Source organism: Microbacterium sp. 2RAF4 (assembly GCF_052115285.1).
Classification (GTDB): Bacteria; Actinomycetota; Actinomycetes; order Actinomycetales; family Microbacteriaceae; genus Microbacterium; species Microbacterium oxydans.
Genome location: NZ_JBFRGI010000002.1, coordinates 253,824 through 272,911 on the forward strand (window position 1 = coordinate 253,824; position 19,088 = coordinate 272,911).

Below are 19,088 nucleotides of genomic sequence, written 5' to 3' on the forward strand. Positions count from 1 at the left end.
CGCTCGATCGGCTACCAGGCGCGTCCGCGAAGATCGATCGCACCTGCCGGCCACGAATCCACAGGCGCCTCCACCGGCAGCAGCAGGATGGGCGGGCCTGCCGGCTGCGTGACGGGTTGCCCCACGCGATCGATCGACTTCTCGACTGCAGCGACCTGCTGCCACCCGCACGACGCGTAGAACGGGACGACCTCTTCGCGGCACCCGAGGTAGCCGAACCCAATGTCCCCGGGCTCCTTCATCGACGCTGCCGCGGCTGCCATGAGCTCCGCGCCCGCCCCTTCTCCCCGTGCACGCGGAGCGATCAGCACCCCACCCACGCCCGCGATCACGACCTCCGCGGTGCCGACGCCGATCGTCCGGCGTGCCCAGCCGACGTGACCCACCACGTCGCGCCCGAGCCGAGCGATGATGTGCAGGTCATGGGGCGCGTAGCCGTAGGGCTGATCGGGGTCCCACTCGCCGAAGTGCGCGAGGTACTCGTCGTCGAACAGTTCCCGCAGCCGCGCCACGTCGCCCTCGGTCAGACGCTCATGGGGAACAGTTTCGATGACGAAGGCCGTCACGCCTCGAACACCTGCCCCGCTTCCACGCGCCAGTGGCGGTCGGTCTTCACCGTCGCGAGCATCCGCCGGTCGTGGGTCACCAGCAGCAGGGTTCCTTCATACGACTCGAGTGCCTGTTCGAGCTGCTCGATCGCGGGCAGGTCGAGGTGGTTAGTCGGCTCATCCAGGACGAGGAGGTTGATGCCTCGGGCCTGGAGCAGCGCAAGTCCTGCGCGGGTGCGCTCCCCGGGCGAGAGTTCGTCGACCGCACGGGTGACGTGGTCGGCCTTGAGCCCGAACTTCGCGAGGAGGGTGCGGATCTCGCCCGAAGCCATCTCGGGGACCAGAGCCTCGAACGCCGTCGCGAGCGGTTGCGAGCCGGTCAGTTGCGCACGGGCTTGGTCGATCTCACCGATCTGCACGCTCGCGCCGAGGCTCGCCGTCCCCTCATCGGGAAGCTGACGTCCGAGCAGCCCGCGAAGGAGCGTCGACTTGCCGGCACCGTTCGGTCCGGTGATGCCGATCCGCTCCCCCGCGTTGACCTGCAGCGACACCGGGCCGAGTTGGAACGTCCCTTGTCGGAACACCGCCGAACTCAGCGTCGAAACGACCGAACTCGAGCGCGGAGCCGAGCCGATCGTGAACTCGAGCTGCCACTCCTTGCGTGGCTCCTCGACTTCTTCGAGCCTGGCGATCCGGCTCTCCATCTGACGCACCTTCTGCGCCTGCTTCTCGCTCGACTCTGCCGAGGCCTTGCGCTTGATCTTGTCGTTGTCCGGCGCCTTCTTCATCGCGTTGCGCACACCCTGACTCGACCACTCGCGCTGAGTCCGGGCACGGGAGACGAGGTCGGCCTTCTTGTCGGCGAACTCGTCGTACTTCTCGCGCGCGTGTCGACGGAGCGTGGCCCGCTCCTCCAGGTACGAGTCGTATCCGCCCCCGAACACCCTGTTGCTGCCCTGCGCCACGTCGAGCTCCAGCACACGGGTCACGCACCGTGCCAGGAACTCGCGGTCATGGCTGACCACCACGGCACCACCACGGAGCCCCTGCACGAACGCTTCGAGTCGCTCGATGCCGTCGAGGTCGAGGTCGTTGGTCGGCTCGTCCAGCAGCGCGATGTCGAAGCGCGAGAGCAGCAGCGCGGCGAGTCCGACCCGCGCGGCCTGCCCACCCGACAACGACGTCATCATCGTGTCGGCCGGGTCGTCGCCGAGGTCGAGCCCGAGCTCGGCGAGCACCGCCGGAAGCCGCTCGTCGAGGTCGGCGGCACCGCTCGCCAGCCAGCGATCCAGGGCGATCGAGTAGGTGTCGGCGGGGTCCGTGCCCGGAGCAGCGAGACTCGGATCGCCGAGAGCAACGGCAGCGGCATCCATGTCCCTGGTCGCTGCTGCGCATCCCGTACGGCGGCCGATGTACTCGGCGACACTCTCGCCGGGGACACGCTCGTGCTCCTGCGGAAGCCAGCCGACGAAGGCGTCTGAAGGCGAGAGACGGATCGTCCCGGCCTGCGGTTCATCGACGCCGGCCAGCAGCTTCAGGAGGGTCGATTTCCCTGCCCCGTTGACCCCGACGAGGCCGACCACGTCGCCTGCCGCGACGGTCAGATCGAGGGAGTCGAAGAGGGTGCGGTGGCCGTACCCGCCGGCCAGCCCTTGGGCCACGAGAGTTGCGGTCATCCGTCAATCCTGTCACTCGTGCGGGTGGTGGGCAGACGCGTCAGCGAGTTCTGAGTCGCGTTGTCGGCGATGTCGGAATGCGGCCAGGATGAGAGAGTGACCAATCATTCGGAAACCGCGCTGGAGCATACCGACAATCTGAGCCAGCAGTTGCGGATCCCCTGCGAGATGATCTCGCTGCACCGTGATCTGTCCACGGCGACGCTACCCGACGGCGGGTCTCTCCGGGGTCGCAGGCAGCACACGTTGCGTTGGGGGGCTTTTCTCCTTATCTACGGCGCTCTCGAGGGGTACTACGAATCCCTCTTGGGCTATCGCGCGATCAAGAACCGAACATTGTCGCTCGACCCCACCCGCGTTCAACAGTTCGCGAACGAAACGCATGGGGTGACCCTCTTCAACAATTCCTGGGCCTGCCGGACACGCGTGCGTCCTGTATCCGGAACGAACCACAGCGAGTGGCACACCTTCTCCGGCGTGAGAGCCATCAACACGTATCTTGGCGACCTGAAATCGCTGCGCGATCTCCTCAGTCACGGCGGTGACCCCTACGCCGCTCGCAACCTTTCCGGTGCACTCTGGACGATCAAGCGCGGCGAGTCGATGCGAATCATGGGAGTGGAGGGATTCCTCCAGGCTGCTTGCGATCTGGCGGATCACACCGCGATCGCCTTCGGCGTCGGTCTCGCTGAGCTTCCCGACTGGCCGCGACCGACCCGGTCTGAACTCTCTGCTCTTCCTCTGCCCGAACTCTCCTCGCTTCCGGGACGTTGACCTCCGGCAGTAGCATCGCCGTCGCGGACGTATCAGAGCAGGGCGACGACCTTCTGGGCCGTCTCCTTGGCCGAGCCCGGGTTCTGCCCGGTGACGAGTCGCCCATCGGAGATCGCGTAGGAGACGAAAGGCAGCTTCGCCTTCTCGTAAAGAGCACCCCGCTTCTTCATCTCCTCCTCGGCGTTGTACGGGACGAGCTTGTCGACTCGTGCGAGCACTTCCTCCTGCCAAGCGAAGCCAGTGACGCGCCGACCGGCGACCAGGAGCGAGCCATCGGAGAGCCGGGTGTTCAGCAGGCCGCAGTAACCATGGCAGACCGAAGACACGATCCCGCCCTGCTCCCAGATCTGTCGCGTGATCCCCTGCAGCCCCGCACTGTCGGGGAAGTCGTACATGACGGCGTGCCCGCCGGTGAAGTAGATGGCGTCGAGATCGGACGGATCGATCTGATCCGGGCGTGCGGTGTTCTCCAGCAGCGCCATACGCTGAGGGTCGCTCCGCCATGCTTTGGCGGTTCTGTCATAATTCGGGAACTTCAGCGATCGGGGCTCCAGCGGAGAGGGCCCGCCTGCGGGGCTGACGATCTCCTGCTCATACCCCTGCGCTTCGAACACCTCCCAGGCATGCGCGAGCTCGGATAACCAGAGTCCGGTGCGATGAGACGGGTCCTGATAGTGGCCGACGTTGGTGACAACGTGGAGGATGCGGCGGGTCATGCGAATTCCGTCCTTTCTGCAGCGCGGAGCGCGGTGGAGTTCATGGCGAAGACGGCGGCCACCGCGGTCCGGACGCGCTCGGCGACTGTCTCAGCGGGCTCGGGACGGAACTTGCCGTCGAGATGCAGGACTGCCAGACCGTGTGCCATGCTCCACATCGCCATCGCCAGGGCGCCGGCGTCGGCATCCGGGAACAGCCTCGCGATCGCCCGCGTGAGCGCGCCGCGAACTTCGGACGACGCCTGCACCCGTTCGCTGTCCTCGTCGTCGCACTCGTTGCCGAACATCAGCTGGAACACCGCGCGATTCCGCAGAGCGAAGGTGACATAGGCGACACCCAGGCTCGCGATCGTGTCCGCCGCTGAGTCCGAGTCCGTCACTCTCGCCAGAGCTTCTGCGAGCTCCTGACTGAGGGATCTGAACCCTTCGACCGCTATCGCAGACTCCAGGGCCGTCCTGTCCGGGAAATGACGGTATGGCGCAGCCGTCGACACTCCAGCGCGACGCGCGACGCCTCGGAGCGAGAACGGTTCCCCGGCTTCGAGGCCCGCGATGGCTGCCGCGATGAGCCCCGCACGTAGGTCGCCGTGATGGTAGCCGCGCTCCGTCGACATCTGCACTCTCCGTCCGTCTCCCGATGTGAACACTGCTAACATAGCGTGCGGATGATTCCGATTCAACCAACGCTGCCGGCGGTACGACAGCGCGACACAGAGAGAAAGCACACACATGCAGACGATCCTCGGCGCCAACGGTCAGATCGCCGTCGAACTCGCGCGCGAGCTGAACGGCGCGCATACGACGGAGCTCAGACTCGTGAGTCGCAACCCTCGCCCCGTCAACGACACCGACGTGACGATGGCTGCAGACCTTCTCGACGCACTCCAGACGAAGAAGGCCGTGGAGGGCAGCGAGGTGGTCTACTTCACCGCTGGTCTACCCGCGAACACGACGCTGTGGGAAGCGCAATTCCCCTCCATGCTGAGAAACGCGCTGGATGCTGCTCGGGCGGCAGGGGCAAAGTTCGCCTATTTCGACAACACCTACATGTATCCGCAGGACGACCGGCTGCAGACCGAGGAGACACCGTTCGCACCGGTCGGACGCAAGGGGGCCGTCCGTGCGGAGATGGCCACGATGGTGCTGGAGGAGATGCATCGTGGCGACATCCCTGTGCTGATCGGCCGCGCACCCGAGTTCTACGGCCCCGGCCGGACACAGAGCTTCACGAACACCCTGATCATCGACAACCTCATGGCCGGGAAGAAGGCGCGTGTTCCCGTCCGAGACGACCGACTGCGCACCCTGATCTGGACGCCGGATGCGAGCCGCGCCCTTGCTGCACTAGGCAACGCTGCCGATGCCTTCGGCACGACATGGCACCTCCCCGTCGACGACGATCGACCGACCTACCGCGAGTTCGTCGCGATGGCGGAGGACATACTCGACCGCCACGCCGGGTACTCCGTGCTCCCCCGCTGGGTGCTCGGAACCGCCGGCCTCTTCTCACCGCAGGTACGAGAGCTTCGAGAACTGCTCCCCCGCTACGCGCACGACAATCGCTTCGACTCCACGAAGTTCAACGAGCGTTTCCCCGACTTCGCCGTGACACGGTACCGGGAGGGCCTCGAGTTCATCCGCGCGGAAGCCGACCGACGGGCCTAGTTGTTGAAGCGGAACTCCACGACGTCGCCGTCCTGCATGACGTAGTCCTTGCCCTCGAGGCGGGCCTTGCCCTTGGCGCGGGCCTCGACGACGGAGCCCGTCTCGACCAGGTCGTCGAACGAGACGATCTCGGCCTTGATGAAGCCCTTCTCGAAGTCGGTGTGGATGACGCCCGCAGCCTGTGGTGCCTTCGACCCCTTGGGGATGGTCCAGGCGCGGGCTTCCTTCGGACCGGCGGTCAGGTACGTCTGCAGGCCGAGGGTGTCGAAGCCGATGCGGGCGAGCTGGTCGAGACCGGACTCGTCCTGACCGGTCGAGGCGAGGAGCTCAGCTGCGTCTTCCGGATCGAGGTCGATGAGCTCGGACTCGATCTTCGCGTCGAGGAAGATGGCCTTCGCCGGGGCGACGAGGGCAGCGAGCTCCGCCTTGCGCGCATCGTCGGTCAGCACGGACTCGTCGACGTTGAAGACGAAGATGACGGGCTTCGCGGTGAGCAGCCCCAGCTCCCGGATCGGCGTCAGGTCGATGCCGGCGACCGACAGCAGCACACCGCGCTCGAGAGCATCCTTCGCCGCGTTCGCGGTCTCGAGCACAATGGGTTCGATCTTCTTGCCGCGCACTTCCTTCTCGTACCGCGCGATCGCCTTGTCGACGGTCTCGAGGTCGGCGAGCATGAGTTCCGCGTTGATCGTCTCCATGTCGGAGGCAGGGTTCACCGTGCCGTCGACGTGGACGACATCGTCGTCGGCGAAACCGCGCACGACCTGAGCGATGGCATCGGCCTCACGGATGTTCGCGAGGAACTTGTTGCCCAGCCCCTCACCCTCGCTCGCCCCGCGCACGATGCCGGCGATGTCGACGAACGACACCGCTGCGGGCAGGATGCGCTCGCTGCCGAAGATCTCCGCGAGCTTGTCGAGGCGAGGATCGGGCAGGTTCACGACGCCGACGTTCGGCTCGATCGTCGCGAACGGATAGTTCGCCGCGAGCACGTCGTTCTTGGTGAGTGCGTTGAAGAGGGTGGACTTGCCGACGTTGGGCAGGCCGACGATACCGATAGTGAGAGCCACGGGGCACGAGTCTACCTGGCTGGCGCCCCGCGATCCTGCGGAACGCTGTGCAAGCGAGCCGCACGATGGGTGTCAGTCGCGAACGGCTCGATACGCCCGGGTGACGTACGGAAGGTCGATCGTGGCGTCCCCGTGCAGGTCGAGCTCGTCGAAGAGCGCGTCCAGCTCGCGCGCGATGCGTGCCTTCTCCTCGTCCGAAGCGGTGATGATGTAGCTGCGTGACGCCGCCATCCGATGCAGCACGTCGCGCGTCACGGGGCGGGTCCATTCCCAGCGCTCCTGCTCGAGTCCGCTGAACGGCGCGGAGACGACCGGGTCACCCTCGGCGAGCATGTTCTCGGCGTGGCTGCCGTGCATGATCTCGGTGAGCCTGCGCACCCAGTCGACACGGTCGTCGCGGATGTTCCAGATGAGGCCGAGCACTCCTCCGCTGCGCACGGCACGTCCGATCTCGGCTGAGCCGGCCACCGGATCGACCCAGTGCCACGCCTGACCCAGCACGACGGCGTCGACGCTCGCGTCCGGAAGCGGCAGCTTCTCGGCCGATCCCTGGAACGTCGGTACGCCGGGCACCGCACCGCGGAGCGTCGCGAGCATCACGGGGTCGGGATCGACGGCGACGACCTCGGCGTCCGGCGCCTCCGCGAGCACCCTGGTGAGCTTCCCCGTGCCGGCACCGACATCGGCGATCCGACGCGAGCCGTGCGGCATGCGCTCCAGCATCCAGGCCACCGCCTCGAAGGGATAATCCGGTCGACCGACCTCGTAGTTCCCCGCCTGCGCTCCGAACGACGTCGCCATGTCCTCAGCCATGTCGCCAGCATACGGCGAGTCTCCGAGGCGTCCCCGAGGGACCGGGGGAAGGTGGGGATGTGCCACTGGACTTTACTGCGATCGACTTCGAGACCGCGAACTCCAGCCCGGCCTCTGCGTGCTCGGTCGGACTGGTCCGCGTCCGCGACGGCCAGGTCGTCGCCACCACCGGTTGGCTGATCCAGCCGCCGCCGGGCCATGACGAGTTCCAGGAGTGGAACGTGCGCATCCATGGCATCCAGCCGGAGGACGTGCTGTCAGCCGCGACCTGGGTCGACCAGTTCGACCGCCTGTGCGCCTTCGCGGGTGCCGATGTGCTGGTCGCCCACAACGCCGGCTTCGACCTCAATGTGCTGCGCCGCGCATCCGAGGCGACGGGCCAGCTGTGCCCGCCCTACCGATCGCTGTGCAGCCTGCAGGTCGCCCGCAAGACCTACACGCTCGACTCGTACCGGCTGCCGGTCGCCGCTGCTGCCGCGGGGTTCGAGGAGTTCTCGCACCACGATGCCCTGGCCGATGCCCGTGCGTGCGCCCAGATCGTGATCGACGCCGCCTACAGGGCCGGTGCGGCCGACGTCTTCGCTCTCGCCGACGCGCTGAGCCTGCGGGTCACCGCTCCGGTTGCTCCTGTCGCACCCGCACTGGAGCGCGCGGTCGCCTGACCCGCCCCTCCCCCGCTCCGAGCGCGGCGGCCCCCCCAATGTCGGAGGCCGGCCCCATCATGAACACATGGATGCTCTGGCTGTCGTTCTCCTGCTCGTCGCACTCGCTGCGGGCATCGCCGTCGGCTGGTTCCTGCGCGCCGGCCGAGGCGCCGCCGATCTCGCGCGCACTCAGGCCGAGCTGGCCGCGGCGCGCGACGACCGAGACCGTCAGTACGACCTGTACCGCGATGCCGTCGAGCACGCGCGAAACGAGCAGCGCGCCGAGGCGCAGCGGGTGCAGCAGCAGAACGCGGTGCTCACCGCGCTCGCGCCCGTGCGTGAGAGTCTGCAGCAGATGCAGACCAAGGTCACCGCGATCGAGCGGGAGAGGCACGCTCAGTTCGGCACGCTCGAGGAGCAGCTGCGCCGAGCACAGGAATCCGATGAGGCACTCCGGGCGACCACCGAGTCCCTCGCCGGAGCCCTGCGCTCCAGCGCCACGAGAGGCGTGTGGGGCGAGACGCAGCTGCGCCGTGTCGTCGAAGCCGCAGGCCTCACGCGGCACATCGACTTCGACCTGCAGGCGACGATCTCCAGCGACCGGGGCCAGGGGCGTCCCGACATGGTGATCCGGCTCGCAGGTGGCAGCTCGATCGCGGTCGACGCCAAGGTGCCCCTCGATGCCTACCTCGAGGCATCTGCCCTTCCGGGCGGCGACGCCCAGGAGCCTCAGCGGCGAGCATTGATGCAGAAGCACGTGAAAGCAGTCCGAGCGCACATCGACGCCCTGGCGAAGAAGGCCTACTGGGCGGGTCTCGATGCGAGCCCGGAGTTCGTGATCTGCTTCCTGCCGAGCGAATCGCTCCTGGCCGCCGCGATCGACGAGGACCCGACCCTGCTCGACTACGCGTTCGGCCGACGAGTCGCCCTCGCCTCCCCCGTCAACCTCTGGGCAGTGCTCAAGACCGTGGCGTTCACCTGGACACAGCAGGAGGTCTCGACCGAGGCCCGCACACTGCTCGCGCTCGGCACACAGCTGTACGACCGGCTGGGAACCCTGGCCGGACACGCCGATGATCTGCGCCGCGCCCTGGAGCGCACCGTCGACAGCTACAACCGGTTCGCCGGGTCGCTCGAGACACGCGTGCTCGTGACGGCTCGCCAGTTCCCCGGGGTCGACGCGTCGGCGCTCTCGACGGCCCCCGCGGTGACGACGGGTGCGGCCAGACGATTCACGGCACCGGAGCTGATCGCCGCTGAGGAGACCACCCACGAACCAGCGTCAGGCGACGCGGTGGCTGAAGCGGCGGGCGACGATTCGGCGCTCCGCGCAGACGTGGGCGACGTGCGGATCAGACTCGACGACGGGCGCTGATCCAGCGCTCACCGAGCGGGCGGGCAGCCCGCGATCAGGCGATACCGGGAACGCCGCTGAGCAGCAGGATCACCAGGCCGCTGGTCGTCAGGAACGCGCCGATCATCCACCATGCGCTGAGCTCGTGCCCCTCATCGCGCCGAACACGGAAGAGGACATCCGCACGTCGGGCCGGGTCGGCTACCGGTGCGGCGGGGGCCACGGTCGGGGGCTTCGGAGCGGATTCCGCGTCCGCGCTCACCCGGAGGATGCGCCCTGTGTTCGTCGTGACGATCCTGGTTGCGGCGGCTTTCGAGCCGCTCGTGTGCTGCGTTGTCATCTGTTCGCCCTCCTGTGCCTGCGGTGCCTGGCGGCTCCGTCGACGGCGACAAACCCAGTGACAATTGTGACACGGGGCCCCGGCGAACCGTGGATCGTCGGGGTGTGAGGCGATACCGGCTCGATAACGATGCCGACAGCATCAGGGCCGACGATCACACGACGGCGAAGGCGAGAAGCGTCAGAGCCACTTCGAGACGAGGTGCTCTGAAGCGATGCGACGAAGGGTCCCCGATGCCCCTCTGAGCACGACGCTCTCGGTGTACACATAGCCGCGCTCGCGCCGGACACCCGCGACGAGCTGGCCGTCGGTGACACCGGTCGCGACGAAGATCGTGTTGTTACCCTGCACCAGATCGTCGGCCTCGTACACCTTGTCCATGTCGAGTCCCGCATCGATTCCGCGCTGCCGCTCGTCGTCGTCGCGCGGCCAGAGCCGGCCCTGGATGTGGCCGCCGAGCGCCTTGATCGCGCACGCCGTGACGATGCCCTCAGGGCTGCCTCCGACGCCGACGCACATGTCGGTGCGGGCGTCGTGGCGTGCCGCATTGATGCCGCCGGCGACGTCTCCGTCACTCATCAGACGGGTGCCGGCGCCGGCGTCGCGGATCTCCTGGATGAGCTGCTCGTGACGCGGACGGTTCAGCACGGAGACGACGATCTCGTCGACGGGCTTGTCGAGAGCGCCGGCAAGCTTGCGGATGTTCTCCCCGATGGGCAGACGGATGTCGACGACACCGACGCCGGCGGGCCCGGTCACGAGCTTGTCCATGTAGAAGACGCTCGAGGCATCGAGCATGGTGCCGCGGTCGGAGACGGCGATCACCGACAGGGCGTTCTGCCGACCGGCGGCGGTCAGCGAGGTCCCGTCGATGGGGTCGACGGCGATGTCGCACAGCGGTCCACGGCCGGTGCCGACGATCTCGCCGTTGAAGAGCATCGGGGCGTTGTCCTTCTCGCCCTCACCGATGACGACCCGTCCCTGGAAGTCGACCGTGCCGAGGAAGGCCCGCATGGCGTCGACGGCCGCGCCGTCCGCAGCTTCCTTCGCGCCGCGACCGATGAACGGCACAGCGCGGATGGCCGCAGCCTCCGTCGATCGCACCAACTCCATCGCCAGGTTTCGGTCGGGACGAAGCGGGCTCAGATCAGCAGTAAGACTCACCATGCGGTCAGCCTAGCCATCGTGCGCTCCGAATCCGCCGCTTTTCGGGCCCGATCCGCCGAAGGAATCGCTGTTCTTAACAGCAACGCAGAACCGGACGCGCTCGCCCCCGGCCGCGACTGCGGTATCAGCGCGTGCGCCCCGATAGAGTGGCAGCTGTCCCGGCTTCCCCTATCGCAGGAGTTCTCATGCCCGTCGCCACCCCGGATCAGTACGCCGAAATGCTCGACCGCGCGAAGGCCGGCGGCTTCGCGTACCCCGCATTCAACGTCTCCAGCTCGCAGACGATCAACTCCGTCCTCCAGGGCCTGACCGAGGCCGGCTCCGACGGCATCATCCAGGTCACCACCGGTGGCGCCGACTACTTCGCCGGCCACACGGTGAAGGCTCGCGCCACGGGCGCTCTCGCATTCGCGCGCTTCGCCACCGAGGTCGCCAAGAACTACCCGATCACCGTCGCCCTGCACACCGACCACTGCCCCAAGGACGCACTCGCGGGCTTCGTCGAGCCGCTGATCGCCGCTTCGGAGGAAGAGGTCAAGGCCGGTCGCAACCCGATCTTCCAGTCCCACATGTGGGACGGCTCCGCTGTTCCCCTCGCGGAGAACATCGAGATCGCGAAGGATCTGCTCCCCCGCATGAAGGCCATCAACGCCATCCTCGAGGTCGAGATCGGCGTCGTCGGCGGCGAGGAGGACGGCGTACAGCATGAGGGGTCGAACGAAGCTCTCTACACGACCTTCGCCGATGTCGACCAGGCCGTGCAGGCGCTGGGCCTCGGCGAGCAGGGTCGTTACATCGCCGCCCTCACCTTCGGCAACGTCCACGGTGTCTACAAGCCCGGTGGCGTGAAGCTGCGTCCCGAGCTGCTCGGCGAGATCCAGGCCGAGGTCGCCGCAAAGTACAACACCGGCCCCAAGCCGCTCGACCTCGTGTTCCACGGTGGCTCGGGATCGACCGATGAGGAGATCGCCCTCGCGGTCGCCAACGGCGTCATCAAGATGAACATCGACACCGACACCCAGTACGCCTACACCCGTGCCATCGCCGACTACATGTTCAAGAACTACGACGGCGTGCTGAAGGTCGACGGCGAGGTCGGCAACAAGAAGCAGTACGACCCGCGCGCCTGGGGCAAGATCGCCGAGACGGCCATGGCCGCCCGCGTGGTCGAGTCGACCCGTCAGCTCGGCTCGTACGGCCAGTCGAAGAGCTGACCGCCCGCGAGACACAGAAGGGGCCCGGCATTCCTGCCGGGCCCCTTCTCGTTGTCCCGTGAAGCCTGTGCCGATGCGGACGCCTCACGGCGCGGGTTCAGGGGCTCGTCATCTGCTCGAGGTGCGCGACGAACGCCGGATCGCCCATCATCGGCACGGCGATGCAGACCGACACCACACCCATGGTCACGATGGCCCCGACGATCGGGACCCACCACGTAAGGCGTCCACGGCGAAGGCGACGGATCGAGAGCGCGGCGGTGACCGACCATCCGACGGCGAGCAGGATCGCGGCGATCGTGCCCCATGTCCTCCCGGCCGCGAAGTTCGTGAATTCTCCTTCGATGCCGATGATCTTCATGGTCTGATTCATCACACTCGGCAGGTCCAGGTACGACATCCCGGTGACGACGACGCTGATCAGTCCGTACGCCAGCATGGCGATCGTGGCGAAGCGATCGAGCGGATGTGCCCGCTTCGCGGGGGAACCGCCCGAGGGGCTCGACGCCGCGATCGCTCCCGGCATGGCCGGCGGTGGTGACGCTGCAGCGGCTGGAGCGATCACCGGCTCATCGATCGGAGGCAGACCCGCGGCTCGTCGCTGCTCCTCCGGGGTCGCGAGTTCTCCGTACTGGGGCCGCTGATCGCTCATCTCGCCATGCTAACGGCACAACCTCATGCCGCCTCCCAGCAGCTGCGTGCCGAAAACGATAGCGGCCCCGGAGAAGTGGGGACTTCTCGGGGCCGCGGACGTGAAGCGCTGGGGACGCTTCTCATCCAGGTCGACCGCCAGCGCTGGGGACGCTCGGGGCGGTCGGTAGCGCTCTTGTATGCCGCTACTCCCCCCATAGTAGGAAAACGCATGCCACCGCGCCAGGGGTCTGACTTCAGATAGTGAAATCCCCGTCGGATGACCCGCTGTCCAGAGCATCCGCTCCGAGTTGCAACGAGAGGCGCTTCGCGGCGCCCTGCAGCTTCGACACCAGCTCCCGGTCGACCACGTCGCGCTCGGCGTTCAGCGAGATCGCGAGCGACGCGGTGACGCCAGGGGCGATGACGGGCACAGCGAGGCAGGTCGCACCGATGGCGTACTCCTCGTGGTCGACAGCCCACCCCGGCGAGCGCTCCAGCTGTGTGAGCAGTGTCCTGCGATCGGTGATCGTGCGCGGTGTGAGCTCGGGAAGCCGATGGCGCGACAGGTAGTCCAGGCGGTCCTCCTCCGAAAGGTCGGCGAGGATCTGCTTGCCCAGCGCGGTCGCGTGGGCGCTGGACTGCAACCCCACCCAGAGCTCGATCCGAGGGTTCCGGACCGCGTCGACGATGTCGACCAGATGCATCTCCCCGTCGTCGAAGCGCGAGAGGTAGGCCGTGGCTCCCACCTCCTCGGTCACCTCGCGCAGCGCCGTGCGCACACGAGCGAGGAACACGCCCCGGGAACTGATCTGCTGCTGGAAAGCCGGAAACCGACTGCCGAGCACCACGCCGTCGGGCTCCGACGAGAGATACCCCTCATGCACGAGCGTGCGCACCAGGTTATAGGTCGTCCCCGGCGTCAGTCCGGTGATCGCCGCGAGCATCTTCGGCGGAAGCGGGCGCGGGGAGTTCGCGACGATGTCGACCAGTCGCAGAGCGCGTTGCACCGACCCGATGAGGGTGGGCTCCGCCTCCGCGGCGCTCAACGCTACGCGCCTCCTCCGGATGCACGACCGCCGAGAGCCCGGGCGTCCCGCTGACCTGCAGCGTCCTGACGCAGTTCCTTGGGCAGGGAGAACATCAGATCCTCCTCAGCGGTCTTCACCTCTTCGACATCGCGGTAGCCGGCGTCGCCGATCGCATCGAGCACCTCGCGGACCAGAACCTCGGGCACGGATGCGCCGCTGGTCACACCGACCGTCTCGACGCCGTCGAGCCACTCCTGTTGGATCTCCTCGGCATAGTCGACGCGGTAGGCGGCCTTCGCGCCGTACTCGAGGGCGACCTCGACCAGACGCACGCTGTTGGACGAATTCGACGAGCCGACAACGATCACGAGGTCTGCCCCGGCGGCGACCTTCTTGATCGCGACCTGACGGTTCTGCGTGGCGTAGCAGATGTCATCCGACGGCGGATTCTGCAGCTCGGGGAATCGCGTACGCAGCCGGTTGACCGTCTCCATCGTCTCGTCCACCGACAGCGTGGTCTGCGACAGCCAGACGACCTTGTTCGGATCCTTCACCACGACAGAGTCGGCTTCTTCGGGAGAGTTCACGACGGTCACGTGGTCCGGCGCCTCTCCGGCCGTGCCCTCCACCTCTTCGTGTCCGTCGTGACCGATGAGCAGGATCTCGAAGTCGTCGCGCGCGAAGCGCACGGCCTCGCGGTGCACCTTGGTGACCAGAGGACAGGTGGCATCGATCGCGTGGAGTCCGCGATCGGAGGCCGCGTTCACGACCGCGGGCGAGACGCCGTGGGCGCTGAAGACGATGTGCGCGCCCTCGGGGACCTCGTCGACCTCTTCGACGAAGATCGCGCCCTTCTCCTCGAGCTCGGTGACGACGTGGATGTTGTGCACGATCTGCTTGCGCACGTACACGGGGGCGCCGTAGCGCTCCAGAGCCTTCTCCACCGCGACGACCGCGCGGTCGACGCCCGCGCAGTAACCGCGCGGGGCGGCGAGCAGAACACGCTTGTGTCCGGCCACCGGGTTATCCTGAAGCCGCCCGGCCGCCGCACGCACTCGTGGGAGGCGGGGCACGGGGAGATGAACGGCAGTCGAAGTCACCCTTGAATTCTACCGTCGCGCAGCTGTGCACGGCCGGAGAGGTTCGAGGGCAGGGAACGGGAGCGGATGACAGTCTTCGAAGCGACGACGGGCCAGGGCGAGACGCCGCCGGCCGACTCAGTCGCACCCCGGGATTCCACCGCAGACGCCCCCACCTCCGTCACCCGCCTCAACGCGACGATCCGCGACTTCATCGCGAGGTGGAACACCGTCTGGGTCGAAGGCGAGATCACCTCGTGGAACGTGCGTGCCGGCAACGTGTTCGCGCGTCTGAAGGACACCCGGTCCGACGCGCAGATCTCCATCCGTGTGTGGTCGAGCGTGCGTGCGCGCATCCCCTCGGACATCGGCGTCGGCGACCATGTGGTCGCCGCGGTCAAGGCCGACTATTTCGTCAAGGCGGGCGACTTCAGCTTCGCCGTCTCCGCGATGAAGCACGTCGGGCTCGGCGATCAGCTCGAACGCCTCGAGAAGCTCCGCGTGCAGCTACGCCAGGAGGGTCTCTTCGATCCTTCGCGCAAGAAGCGTCTCCCCTTCCTCCCGCACGTGATCGGCCTCATCACGGGCGAGCGCTCGGACGCCGAGAAGGATGTGCATCGCAACGCCGAGCTGCGCTGGCCGCAGGTGCGCTTCCGCACCGAGTACGCCGCTGTGCAGGGAGACCGCTGCGTCCCGGACACCCTCGCCGCGCTCGCTCGGCTCGACGCCGACCCCGAGGTCGACGTGATCATCATCGCCCGCGGCGGCGGCGACCCGCAGACGCTGTTGGGCTTCAGCGACGAGAGGCTCGTGCGGGCGGTCGCCGCGGCATCGACGCCCGTCGTGAGCGCGATCGGTCACGAGAACGACCACCCGCTGCTCGACGATGTCGCCGATCTCCGCGCCTCGACACCGACCGATGCCGCGAAGCGCGTCGTGCCCGATGTGGGAGAACAGCGAGCCCTCATCGCGCAGCTGCGGTCGCGAGCGACCTCGCGGCTCACCCAGCGCCTCACGCACGACATCGCCCAGCTGGAGCAGCTGCGCTCGCGACCGGTGCTGCGCTCGCCCGCGCCGATCATCGACGCCCGCGCCCAGGAGACGTGGCTGCTGCTCGGGCGCGGACGGGACGCCGTGAACCGACAGCTCGACGACGCCGGGCGCCGCACGGGAGAACTCCGCGCATCTCTGCGAGCCCTCTCCCCCGCGGCGACCCTGGCTCGGGGCTACGCGATCGCCCACCTCGACGGTGGCGTGATCCTGCGCGATGCGACCGACGCTCCCGCCGGGAGCGCCCTCACGATCACGTTGGATCGTGGATCGCTCGCAGCCCGCTCCGAGGGCGAGATCCCCGAAGGAGACTGAGCAGAGCGTCGGCATCGATCGACGTAAGATGGAGGAGTGAGCGCCCTGAACGACACCCCCGTGGACACGCTGTCGTTCGAGGCGGCCCGTGACGAGCTCGTCAAGGTCGTCTCGGAGCTCGAACAGGGATCCCCCACACTCGAGCATTCGCTCGCCCTGTGGGAGCGCGGAGAGGCGCTGGCCGCACGCTGCGAGGAGTGGCTGCTGGGAGCGAAGCGACGTCTGGACGCTGCTCGTGCCGCGGCTTCCGATGCCGACCACGCCGGAGAGTCATGAGCAAGCAGCCCCCGATCATCGCCGAGCTCGGCCGTCCGGAGACACCCGATGAGACCGCCGCCAGGAAGGCGGCATCGAGCAAGGCGTACCGATCGAGTCAGACGGTGCGGAACCTGGTCGCCGCACTGCTCGTGACACTCGCCGTGGTCGCCGTCATCATCTTCGCGGTTCCCCGCGGCGCGCCCGTCGAGCAGAAGCCCCTCGACGTCGCCGCGGTAGCCGAAGGGGTGGAGTCCTCGATGGACCGCCCCGTCCTCATCCCGGAGCTCGGCGACTTCTGGCGCGCGAACGGAGCCGAGATGCAGGGCGGCGCGACCGTCGTCTGGGAGGTCACCCTCGCCCCCAAGTCGGACAAGGAGCGCGGGTTCATCAAGGTGGACCAGGCCTTCGACGCGGATTCGTCCTGGGCTCCGCAGCGCTTGAACGGCATCGCGCCGACCGACACGGTGCGCATCGGCGGGATGGACTGGGACGTCTACAAGCCGGGTAGCGCGGAGTCGAACGCCAACGTCACCTACGCCATCGGCACGCAGGCCGGCGCCGACTACATCTTGCTCTACGGCTCACGGTCAGCAGATTCCACCGCCGAACTCGCCGAGAGCCTCATCCCGCAGATCCGCACCATCTCGGAGACCCCATGACCCACCCCCTCACCCCCGCCGCCGCCTGGACGCAGATGCAGGACGGCAACCGCCGTTTCGTGCAGGACGAGCCTCGTCACCCGAATCAGGACGTCGCTCGCCGCAAGGACCTGACCGCGGCGCAGCACCCGGTCGCCACGCTCTTCGGTTGTTCCGACTCCCGCCTCGCCGCCGAGATCATCTTCGACCTCGGACTCGGCGACCTGTTCGTGGTGCGCAACGCCGGACAGGTCATCGGAGAATCGATCGTCGCGAGCCTGGAGTACGCCGTCGCCGTGCTCGAAGTTCCTCTGATCGTGGTGCTGGCGCATGACTCCTGCGGTGCGGTGCGCGCCGCCATCGACGGCACGGCGATCGATGCTGCTCCCCTGCCGCCGCACATCTGGAAGCTGATCGCCCCGATCGTGCCCGCCGCGCGCAAGGTGCTGGCGGAGAGCGGAGGCACCACCGTCGCCGAGATCGACTCGGAACTGGTCGGCATCGAGCACCTGCGCAACACGGTGAACGATCTGCTGCAGTCGTCCGAGATCATCAGCGATGCCGTCGCGGCCGGTCGCCTCGGCATCGTCGGCGCCAACTACCGTCTGGCCGAGGGCACCGCCGCGCCCGTGATCACGGTCGGAATCGACACCGACGACGCTATCCAGGGGATCGACCCCGCAACCAAGGAGGGTTCGGAATGACCGAGCAGGACTACCGCATCGAGCACGACACCATGGGCGAGGTGCGGGTGCCCGTGAATGCGCTCTACGGGGCTCAGACGCAGCGCGCCGTGGAGAACTTCCCGATCTCGGGCAAGGGACTGGAGTCGACGCAGATCGCCGCCCTCGCTCGCATCAAGAAGGCCGCCGCCCTGGCCAACAAGGAGCTTGGCACCCTCGACGGCGCCATCGCCGATGCCATCGCGCAGGCCGCCGACCAGGTCGCATCCGGCGCACACGACGGCGAGTTCCCGGTCGACACCTACCAGACCGGCTCCGGCACCTCGTCGAACATGAACATGAACGAGGTCCTGGCGACGCTCGCGAGCCGCATCCTCGGATCGACCGTGCACCCCAACGACCACGTGAACGCCTCGCAGTCGTCGAACGACGTGTTCCCGACCTCAGTGCACATCGCGGTGACCCAGGCGCTCATCGACACGTTGATCCCCGCCCTCGACCACCTCGCCGTCGCTCTCGAGGCGAAGGCGGAGCTGTGGAAGGACGCGGTCAAGTCCGGTCGCACCCACCTCATGGACGCGACACCCGTGACCCTGGGCCAGGAGTTCGGCGGCTATGCGCGTCAGATCCGTCTGGGCATCGAGCGCGTGCAGTCCGCTCTCCCCCGCGTGGCCGAGGTCCCGCTGGGCGGCACCGCCGTCGGCACGGGCATCAACACGCCGCTGGGCTTCCCGCAGAAGGTCATCGCACTGCTCGCGGCCGAGACCGATCTGCCCATCACCGAGGCCAAGGACCACTTCGAGGCACAGGCCAACCGCGACGGTCTGGTCGAGGCCTCCGGCGCTCTCCGCACCATCGCGGTCTCGCTGACCAAGATCAACAACGACCTGCGGTGGATGGGCTCTGGCCCCAACACGGGCCTCGGCGAGCTGCACATCCCCGACCTGCAGCCCGGTTCCTCGATCATGCCGGGCAAGGTCAACCCCGTCGTGCCCGAGGCCGTGCTCATGGTGTGCGCGCGTGTGATCGGCAACGACGCCACGGTCGCGTGGGCCGGCGCATCCGGTTCCTTCGAGCTGAACGTCGCCATCCCGGTCATGGGCACCGCGGTGCTCGAGTCGATCCGTCTGCTGTCGAACGCCTCGCGCGTGCTCGCAGACAAGACGATCGACGGCCTGCAGGCGAACGTCGAGCGGGCGGCGGCCTTCGCGGGTATGAGCCCGTCGATCGTGACGCCGCTGAACAAGCTGATCGGCTACGAGGCTGCCGCGAAGATCGCCAAGCACTCGGTCGCCAAGGGCATCACGGTGCGCGACGCCGTGATCGACCTCGGCTACGTCGAGCGCGGCGAGCTCACCCTCGAGCAGTTGGACGAGAAGCTCGACCTCCTGTCGATGACGCACGCCGGCTGACCGGCCCACGA

At 67.7% G+C, this 19,088-nt stretch carries 21 protein-coding genes; 10 read left to right on the forward strand and 11 right to left on the reverse strand.

Going from position 1 to position 19,088, the window contains the following annotated elements; all coding sequences use genetic code 11:
* Positions 1-11: 11 nt before the first annotated feature.
* Both AB4070_RS05425 and AB4070_RS05430 read right to left on the reverse strand, forming a co-directional pair.
* Positions 12-566, reverse strand: a complete 555-nt coding sequence (locus AB4070_RS05425) for a GNAT family N-acetyltransferase (protein WP_441979221.1) — start codon at positions 564-566, stop codon at positions 12-14.
* Positions 563-2,224, reverse strand: a complete 1,662-nt coding sequence (locus AB4070_RS05430; protein ID WP_441979222.1) for an ABC-F family ATP-binding cassette domain-containing protein — start codon at positions 2,222-2,224, stop codon at positions 563-565. Before AB4070_RS05430 ends, AB4070_RS05425 begins: the two co-directional genes overlap by 4 nt.
* 96 nt (positions 2,225-2,320) lie before the next feature.
* Between AB4070_RS05430 and AB4070_RS05435 the strand changes: the two genes are divergently transcribed.
* Positions 2,321-2,998: a hypothetical protein gene (locus AB4070_RS05435; protein ID WP_441979223.1), complete on the forward strand. Its 678-nt coding sequence runs from the start codon at positions 2,321-2,323 to the stop codon at positions 2,996-2,998.
* Positions 2,999-3,030: 32 nt separating this feature from the next.
* On the opposite strand, the gene AB4070_RS05440 is transcribed toward AB4070_RS05435, so the two are convergent.
* Complete coding sequence (locus tag AB4070_RS05440; protein WP_441979224.1) at positions 3,031-3,714, reverse strand: type 1 glutamine amidotransferase domain-containing protein; 684 nt, start codon at positions 3,712-3,714, stop codon at positions 3,031-3,033.
* Positions 3,711-4,328, reverse strand: a complete 618-nt coding sequence (locus tag AB4070_RS05445; protein WP_441979225.1) for a TetR-like C-terminal domain-containing protein — start codon at positions 4,326-4,328, stop codon at positions 3,711-3,713. Before AB4070_RS05445 ends, AB4070_RS05440 begins: the two co-directional genes overlap by 4 nt.
* A 115-nt stretch (positions 4,329-4,443) precedes the next feature.
* On the opposite strand from AB4070_RS05445, the gene AB4070_RS05450 reads away from it, so the two are divergent.
* Positions 4,444-5,379, forward strand: coding sequence for an NAD-dependent epimerase/dehydratase family protein (locus AB4070_RS05450; protein WP_441979226.1), 936 nt, complete (start codon positions 4,444-4,446; stop codon positions 5,377-5,379).
* On the opposite strand, the gene ychF is transcribed toward AB4070_RS05450, so the two are convergent.
* Both ychF and AB4070_RS05460 read right to left on the reverse strand, forming a co-directional pair.
* The gene (gene ychF / locus AB4070_RS05455) at positions 5,376-6,449 is read right to left on the reverse strand and encodes a redox-regulated ATPase YchF (RefSeq protein ID WP_058631893.1); all 1,074 of its coding nucleotides are present in this window, start codon (positions 6,447-6,449) and stop codon (positions 5,376-5,378) included. The two genes, AB4070_RS05450 and ychF, sit on opposite strands and share 4 nt — an antisense overlap.
* Positions 6,450-6,521: 72 nt before the next feature.
* A complete protein-coding gene (locus tag AB4070_RS05460; RefSeq protein WP_441979227.1) occupies positions 6,522-7,262 on the reverse strand; it encodes a class I SAM-dependent methyltransferase in 741 nt (246 codons plus the stop codon).
* Between the two features lie 59 nt (positions 7,263-7,321).
* Between AB4070_RS05460 and AB4070_RS05465 the strand changes: the two genes are divergently transcribed.
* Both AB4070_RS05465 and AB4070_RS05470 read left to right on the forward strand, forming a co-directional pair.
* Positions 7,322-7,924, forward strand: a complete 603-nt coding sequence (locus AB4070_RS05465; protein WP_441979228.1) for a 3'-5' exonuclease — start codon at positions 7,322-7,324, stop codon at positions 7,922-7,924.
* 67 nt (positions 7,925-7,991) lie between these two features.
* Positions 7,992-9,281 (forward strand): DNA recombination protein RmuC, encoded by a 1,290-nt coding sequence (locus AB4070_RS05470; RefSeq protein WP_441979229.1) that lies wholly within the window; start codon positions 7,992-7,994, stop codon positions 9,279-9,281.
* A gap of 34 nt (positions 9,282-9,315) precedes the next feature.
* On the opposite strand, the gene AB4070_RS05475 is transcribed toward AB4070_RS05470, so the two are convergent.
* Positions 9,316-9,600 carry a hypothetical protein gene (locus AB4070_RS05475; protein ID WP_441979230.1) on the reverse strand — a complete coding sequence of 95 codons (285 nt, stop codon included), beginning with the start codon at positions 9,598-9,600 and terminating at the stop codon, positions 9,316-9,318.
* A gap of 180 nt (positions 9,601-9,780) precedes the next feature.
* Complete coding sequence (glpX, locus tag AB4070_RS05480; protein WP_183152278.1) at positions 9,781-10,767, reverse strand: class II fructose-bisphosphatase; 987 nt, start codon at positions 10,765-10,767, stop codon at positions 9,781-9,783.
* Between the two features lie 185 nt (positions 10,768-10,952).
* Between glpX and fbaA the strand changes: the two genes are divergently transcribed.
* Positions 10,953-11,981 (forward strand): class II fructose-bisphosphate aldolase, encoded by a 1,029-nt coding sequence (fbaA, locus tag AB4070_RS05485; protein WP_441979231.1) that lies wholly within the window; start codon positions 10,953-10,955, stop codon positions 11,979-11,981.
* Positions 11,982-12,078: 97 nt separating this feature from the next.
* On the opposite strand, the gene AB4070_RS05490 is transcribed toward fbaA, so the two are convergent.
* The 3 genes from AB4070_RS05490 to AB4070_RS05500 form a co-directional block, all read right to left on the reverse strand.
* Positions 12,079-12,633, reverse strand: a complete 555-nt coding sequence (locus AB4070_RS05490) for a DUF6264 family protein (RefSeq protein WP_441979232.1) — start codon at positions 12,631-12,633, stop codon at positions 12,079-12,081.
* A gap of 235 nt (positions 12,634-12,868) precedes the next feature.
* Positions 12,869-13,660 (reverse strand): IclR family transcriptional regulator, encoded by a 792-nt coding sequence (locus AB4070_RS05495; RefSeq protein WP_441979233.1) that lies wholly within the window; start codon positions 13,658-13,660, stop codon positions 12,869-12,871.
* Between the two features lie 2 nt (positions 13,661-13,662).
* The gene (locus AB4070_RS05500) at positions 13,663-14,715 is read right to left on the reverse strand and encodes a 4-hydroxy-3-methylbut-2-enyl diphosphate reductase (protein WP_441980547.1); all 1,053 of its coding nucleotides are present in this window, start codon (positions 14,713-14,715) and stop codon (positions 13,663-13,665) included.
* Between the two features lie 93 nt (positions 14,716-14,808).
* Here AB4070_RS05500 and xseA point away from each other — a divergent pair, with 93 nt between their 5' ends.
* The 5 genes from xseA to AB4070_RS05525 are packed head-to-tail and all read left to right on the forward strand — an operon-like array spanning position 14,809 to position 19,077.
* On the forward strand, positions 14,809-16,086 hold the full coding sequence (gene xseA / locus AB4070_RS05505) for an exodeoxyribonuclease VII large subunit (protein WP_441979234.1): 1,278 nt from the start codon (positions 14,809-14,811) through the stop codon (positions 16,084-16,086).
* A gap of 36 nt (positions 16,087-16,122) precedes the next feature.
* Positions 16,123-16,362 carry an exodeoxyribonuclease VII small subunit gene (locus AB4070_RS05510; protein WP_441979235.1) on the forward strand — a complete coding sequence of 80 codons (240 nt, stop codon included), beginning with the start codon at positions 16,123-16,125 and terminating at the stop codon, positions 16,360-16,362.
* Positions 16,359-17,003: a DUF4245 family protein gene (locus AB4070_RS05515; protein WP_441979236.1), complete on the forward strand. Its 645-nt coding sequence runs from the start codon at positions 16,359-16,361 to the stop codon at positions 17,001-17,003. The genes AB4070_RS05510 and AB4070_RS05515 overlap by 4 nt, the downstream gene beginning before the upstream one ends.
* Positions 17,000-17,686, forward strand: coding sequence for a carbonic anhydrase (locus tag AB4070_RS05520; RefSeq protein ID WP_441979237.1), 687 nt, complete (start codon positions 17,000-17,002; stop codon positions 17,684-17,686). Before AB4070_RS05515 ends, AB4070_RS05520 begins: the two co-directional genes overlap by 4 nt.
* Positions 17,683-19,077 carry a class II fumarate hydratase gene (locus tag AB4070_RS05525; protein WP_441979238.1) on the forward strand — a complete coding sequence of 465 codons (1,395 nt, stop codon included), beginning with the start codon at positions 17,683-17,685 and terminating at the stop codon, positions 19,075-19,077. The genes AB4070_RS05520 and AB4070_RS05525 overlap by 4 nt, the downstream gene beginning before the upstream one ends.
* Positions 19,078-19,088 lie beyond the last annotated feature (11 nt).

Bases quoted from the DNA above. Each gene is read 5' to 3' on its own strand.
- AB4070_RS05430 (WP_441979222.1), bottom strand. From the start codon at position 2,224: ATGACCGCAACTCTCGTGGCCCAAGGGCTGGCCGGCGGGTACGGCCAC.
- AB4070_RS05440 (WP_441979224.1), bottom strand. From the start codon at position 3,714: ATGACCCGCCGCATCCTCCACGTTGTCACCAACGTCGGCCACTATCAG.
- AB4070_RS05445 (WP_441979225.1), bottom strand. From the start codon at position 4,328: ATGTCGACGGAGCGCGGCTACCATCACGGCGACCTACGTGCGGGGCTC.
- AB4070_RS05450 (WP_441979226.1), top strand. From the start codon at position 4,444: ATGCAGACGATCCTCGGCGCCAACGGTCAGATCGCCGTCGAACTCGCG.
- AB4070_RS05460 (WP_441979227.1), bottom strand. From the start codon at position 7,262: ATGGCTGAGGACATGGCGACGTCGTTCGGAGCGCAGGCGGGGAACTAC.
- AB4070_RS05470 (WP_441979229.1), top strand. From the start codon at position 7,992: ATGGATGCTCTGGCTGTCGTTCTCCTGCTCGTCGCACTCGCTGCGGGC.
- AB4070_RS05475 (WP_441979230.1), bottom strand. From the start codon at position 9,600: ATGACAACGCAGCACACGAGCGGCTCGAAAGCCGCCGCAACCAGGATC.
- glpX (WP_183152278.1), bottom strand. From the start codon at position 10,767: ATGGTGAGTCTTACTGCTGATCTGAGCCCGCTTCGTCCCGACCGAAAC.
- fbaA (WP_441979231.1), top strand. From the start codon at position 10,953: ATGCCCGTCGCCACCCCGGATCAGTACGCCGAAATGCTCGACCGCGCG.
- AB4070_RS05490 (WP_441979232.1), bottom strand. From the start codon at position 12,633: ATGAGCGATCAGCGGCCCCAGTACGGAGAACTCGCGACCCCGGAGGAG.
- xseA (WP_441979234.1), top strand. From the start codon at position 14,809: ATGACAGTCTTCGAAGCGACGACGGGCCAGGGCGAGACGCCGCCGGCC.
- AB4070_RS05515 (WP_441979236.1), top strand. From the start codon at position 16,359: ATGAGCAAGCAGCCCCCGATCATCGCCGAGCTCGGCCGTCCGGAGACA.
- AB4070_RS05520 (WP_441979237.1), top strand. From the start codon at position 17,000: ATGACCCACCCCCTCACCCCCGCCGCCGCCTGGACGCAGATGCAGGAC.
- AB4070_RS05525 (WP_441979238.1), top strand. From the start codon at position 17,683: ATGACCGAGCAGGACTACCGCATCGAGCACGACACCATGGGCGAGGTG.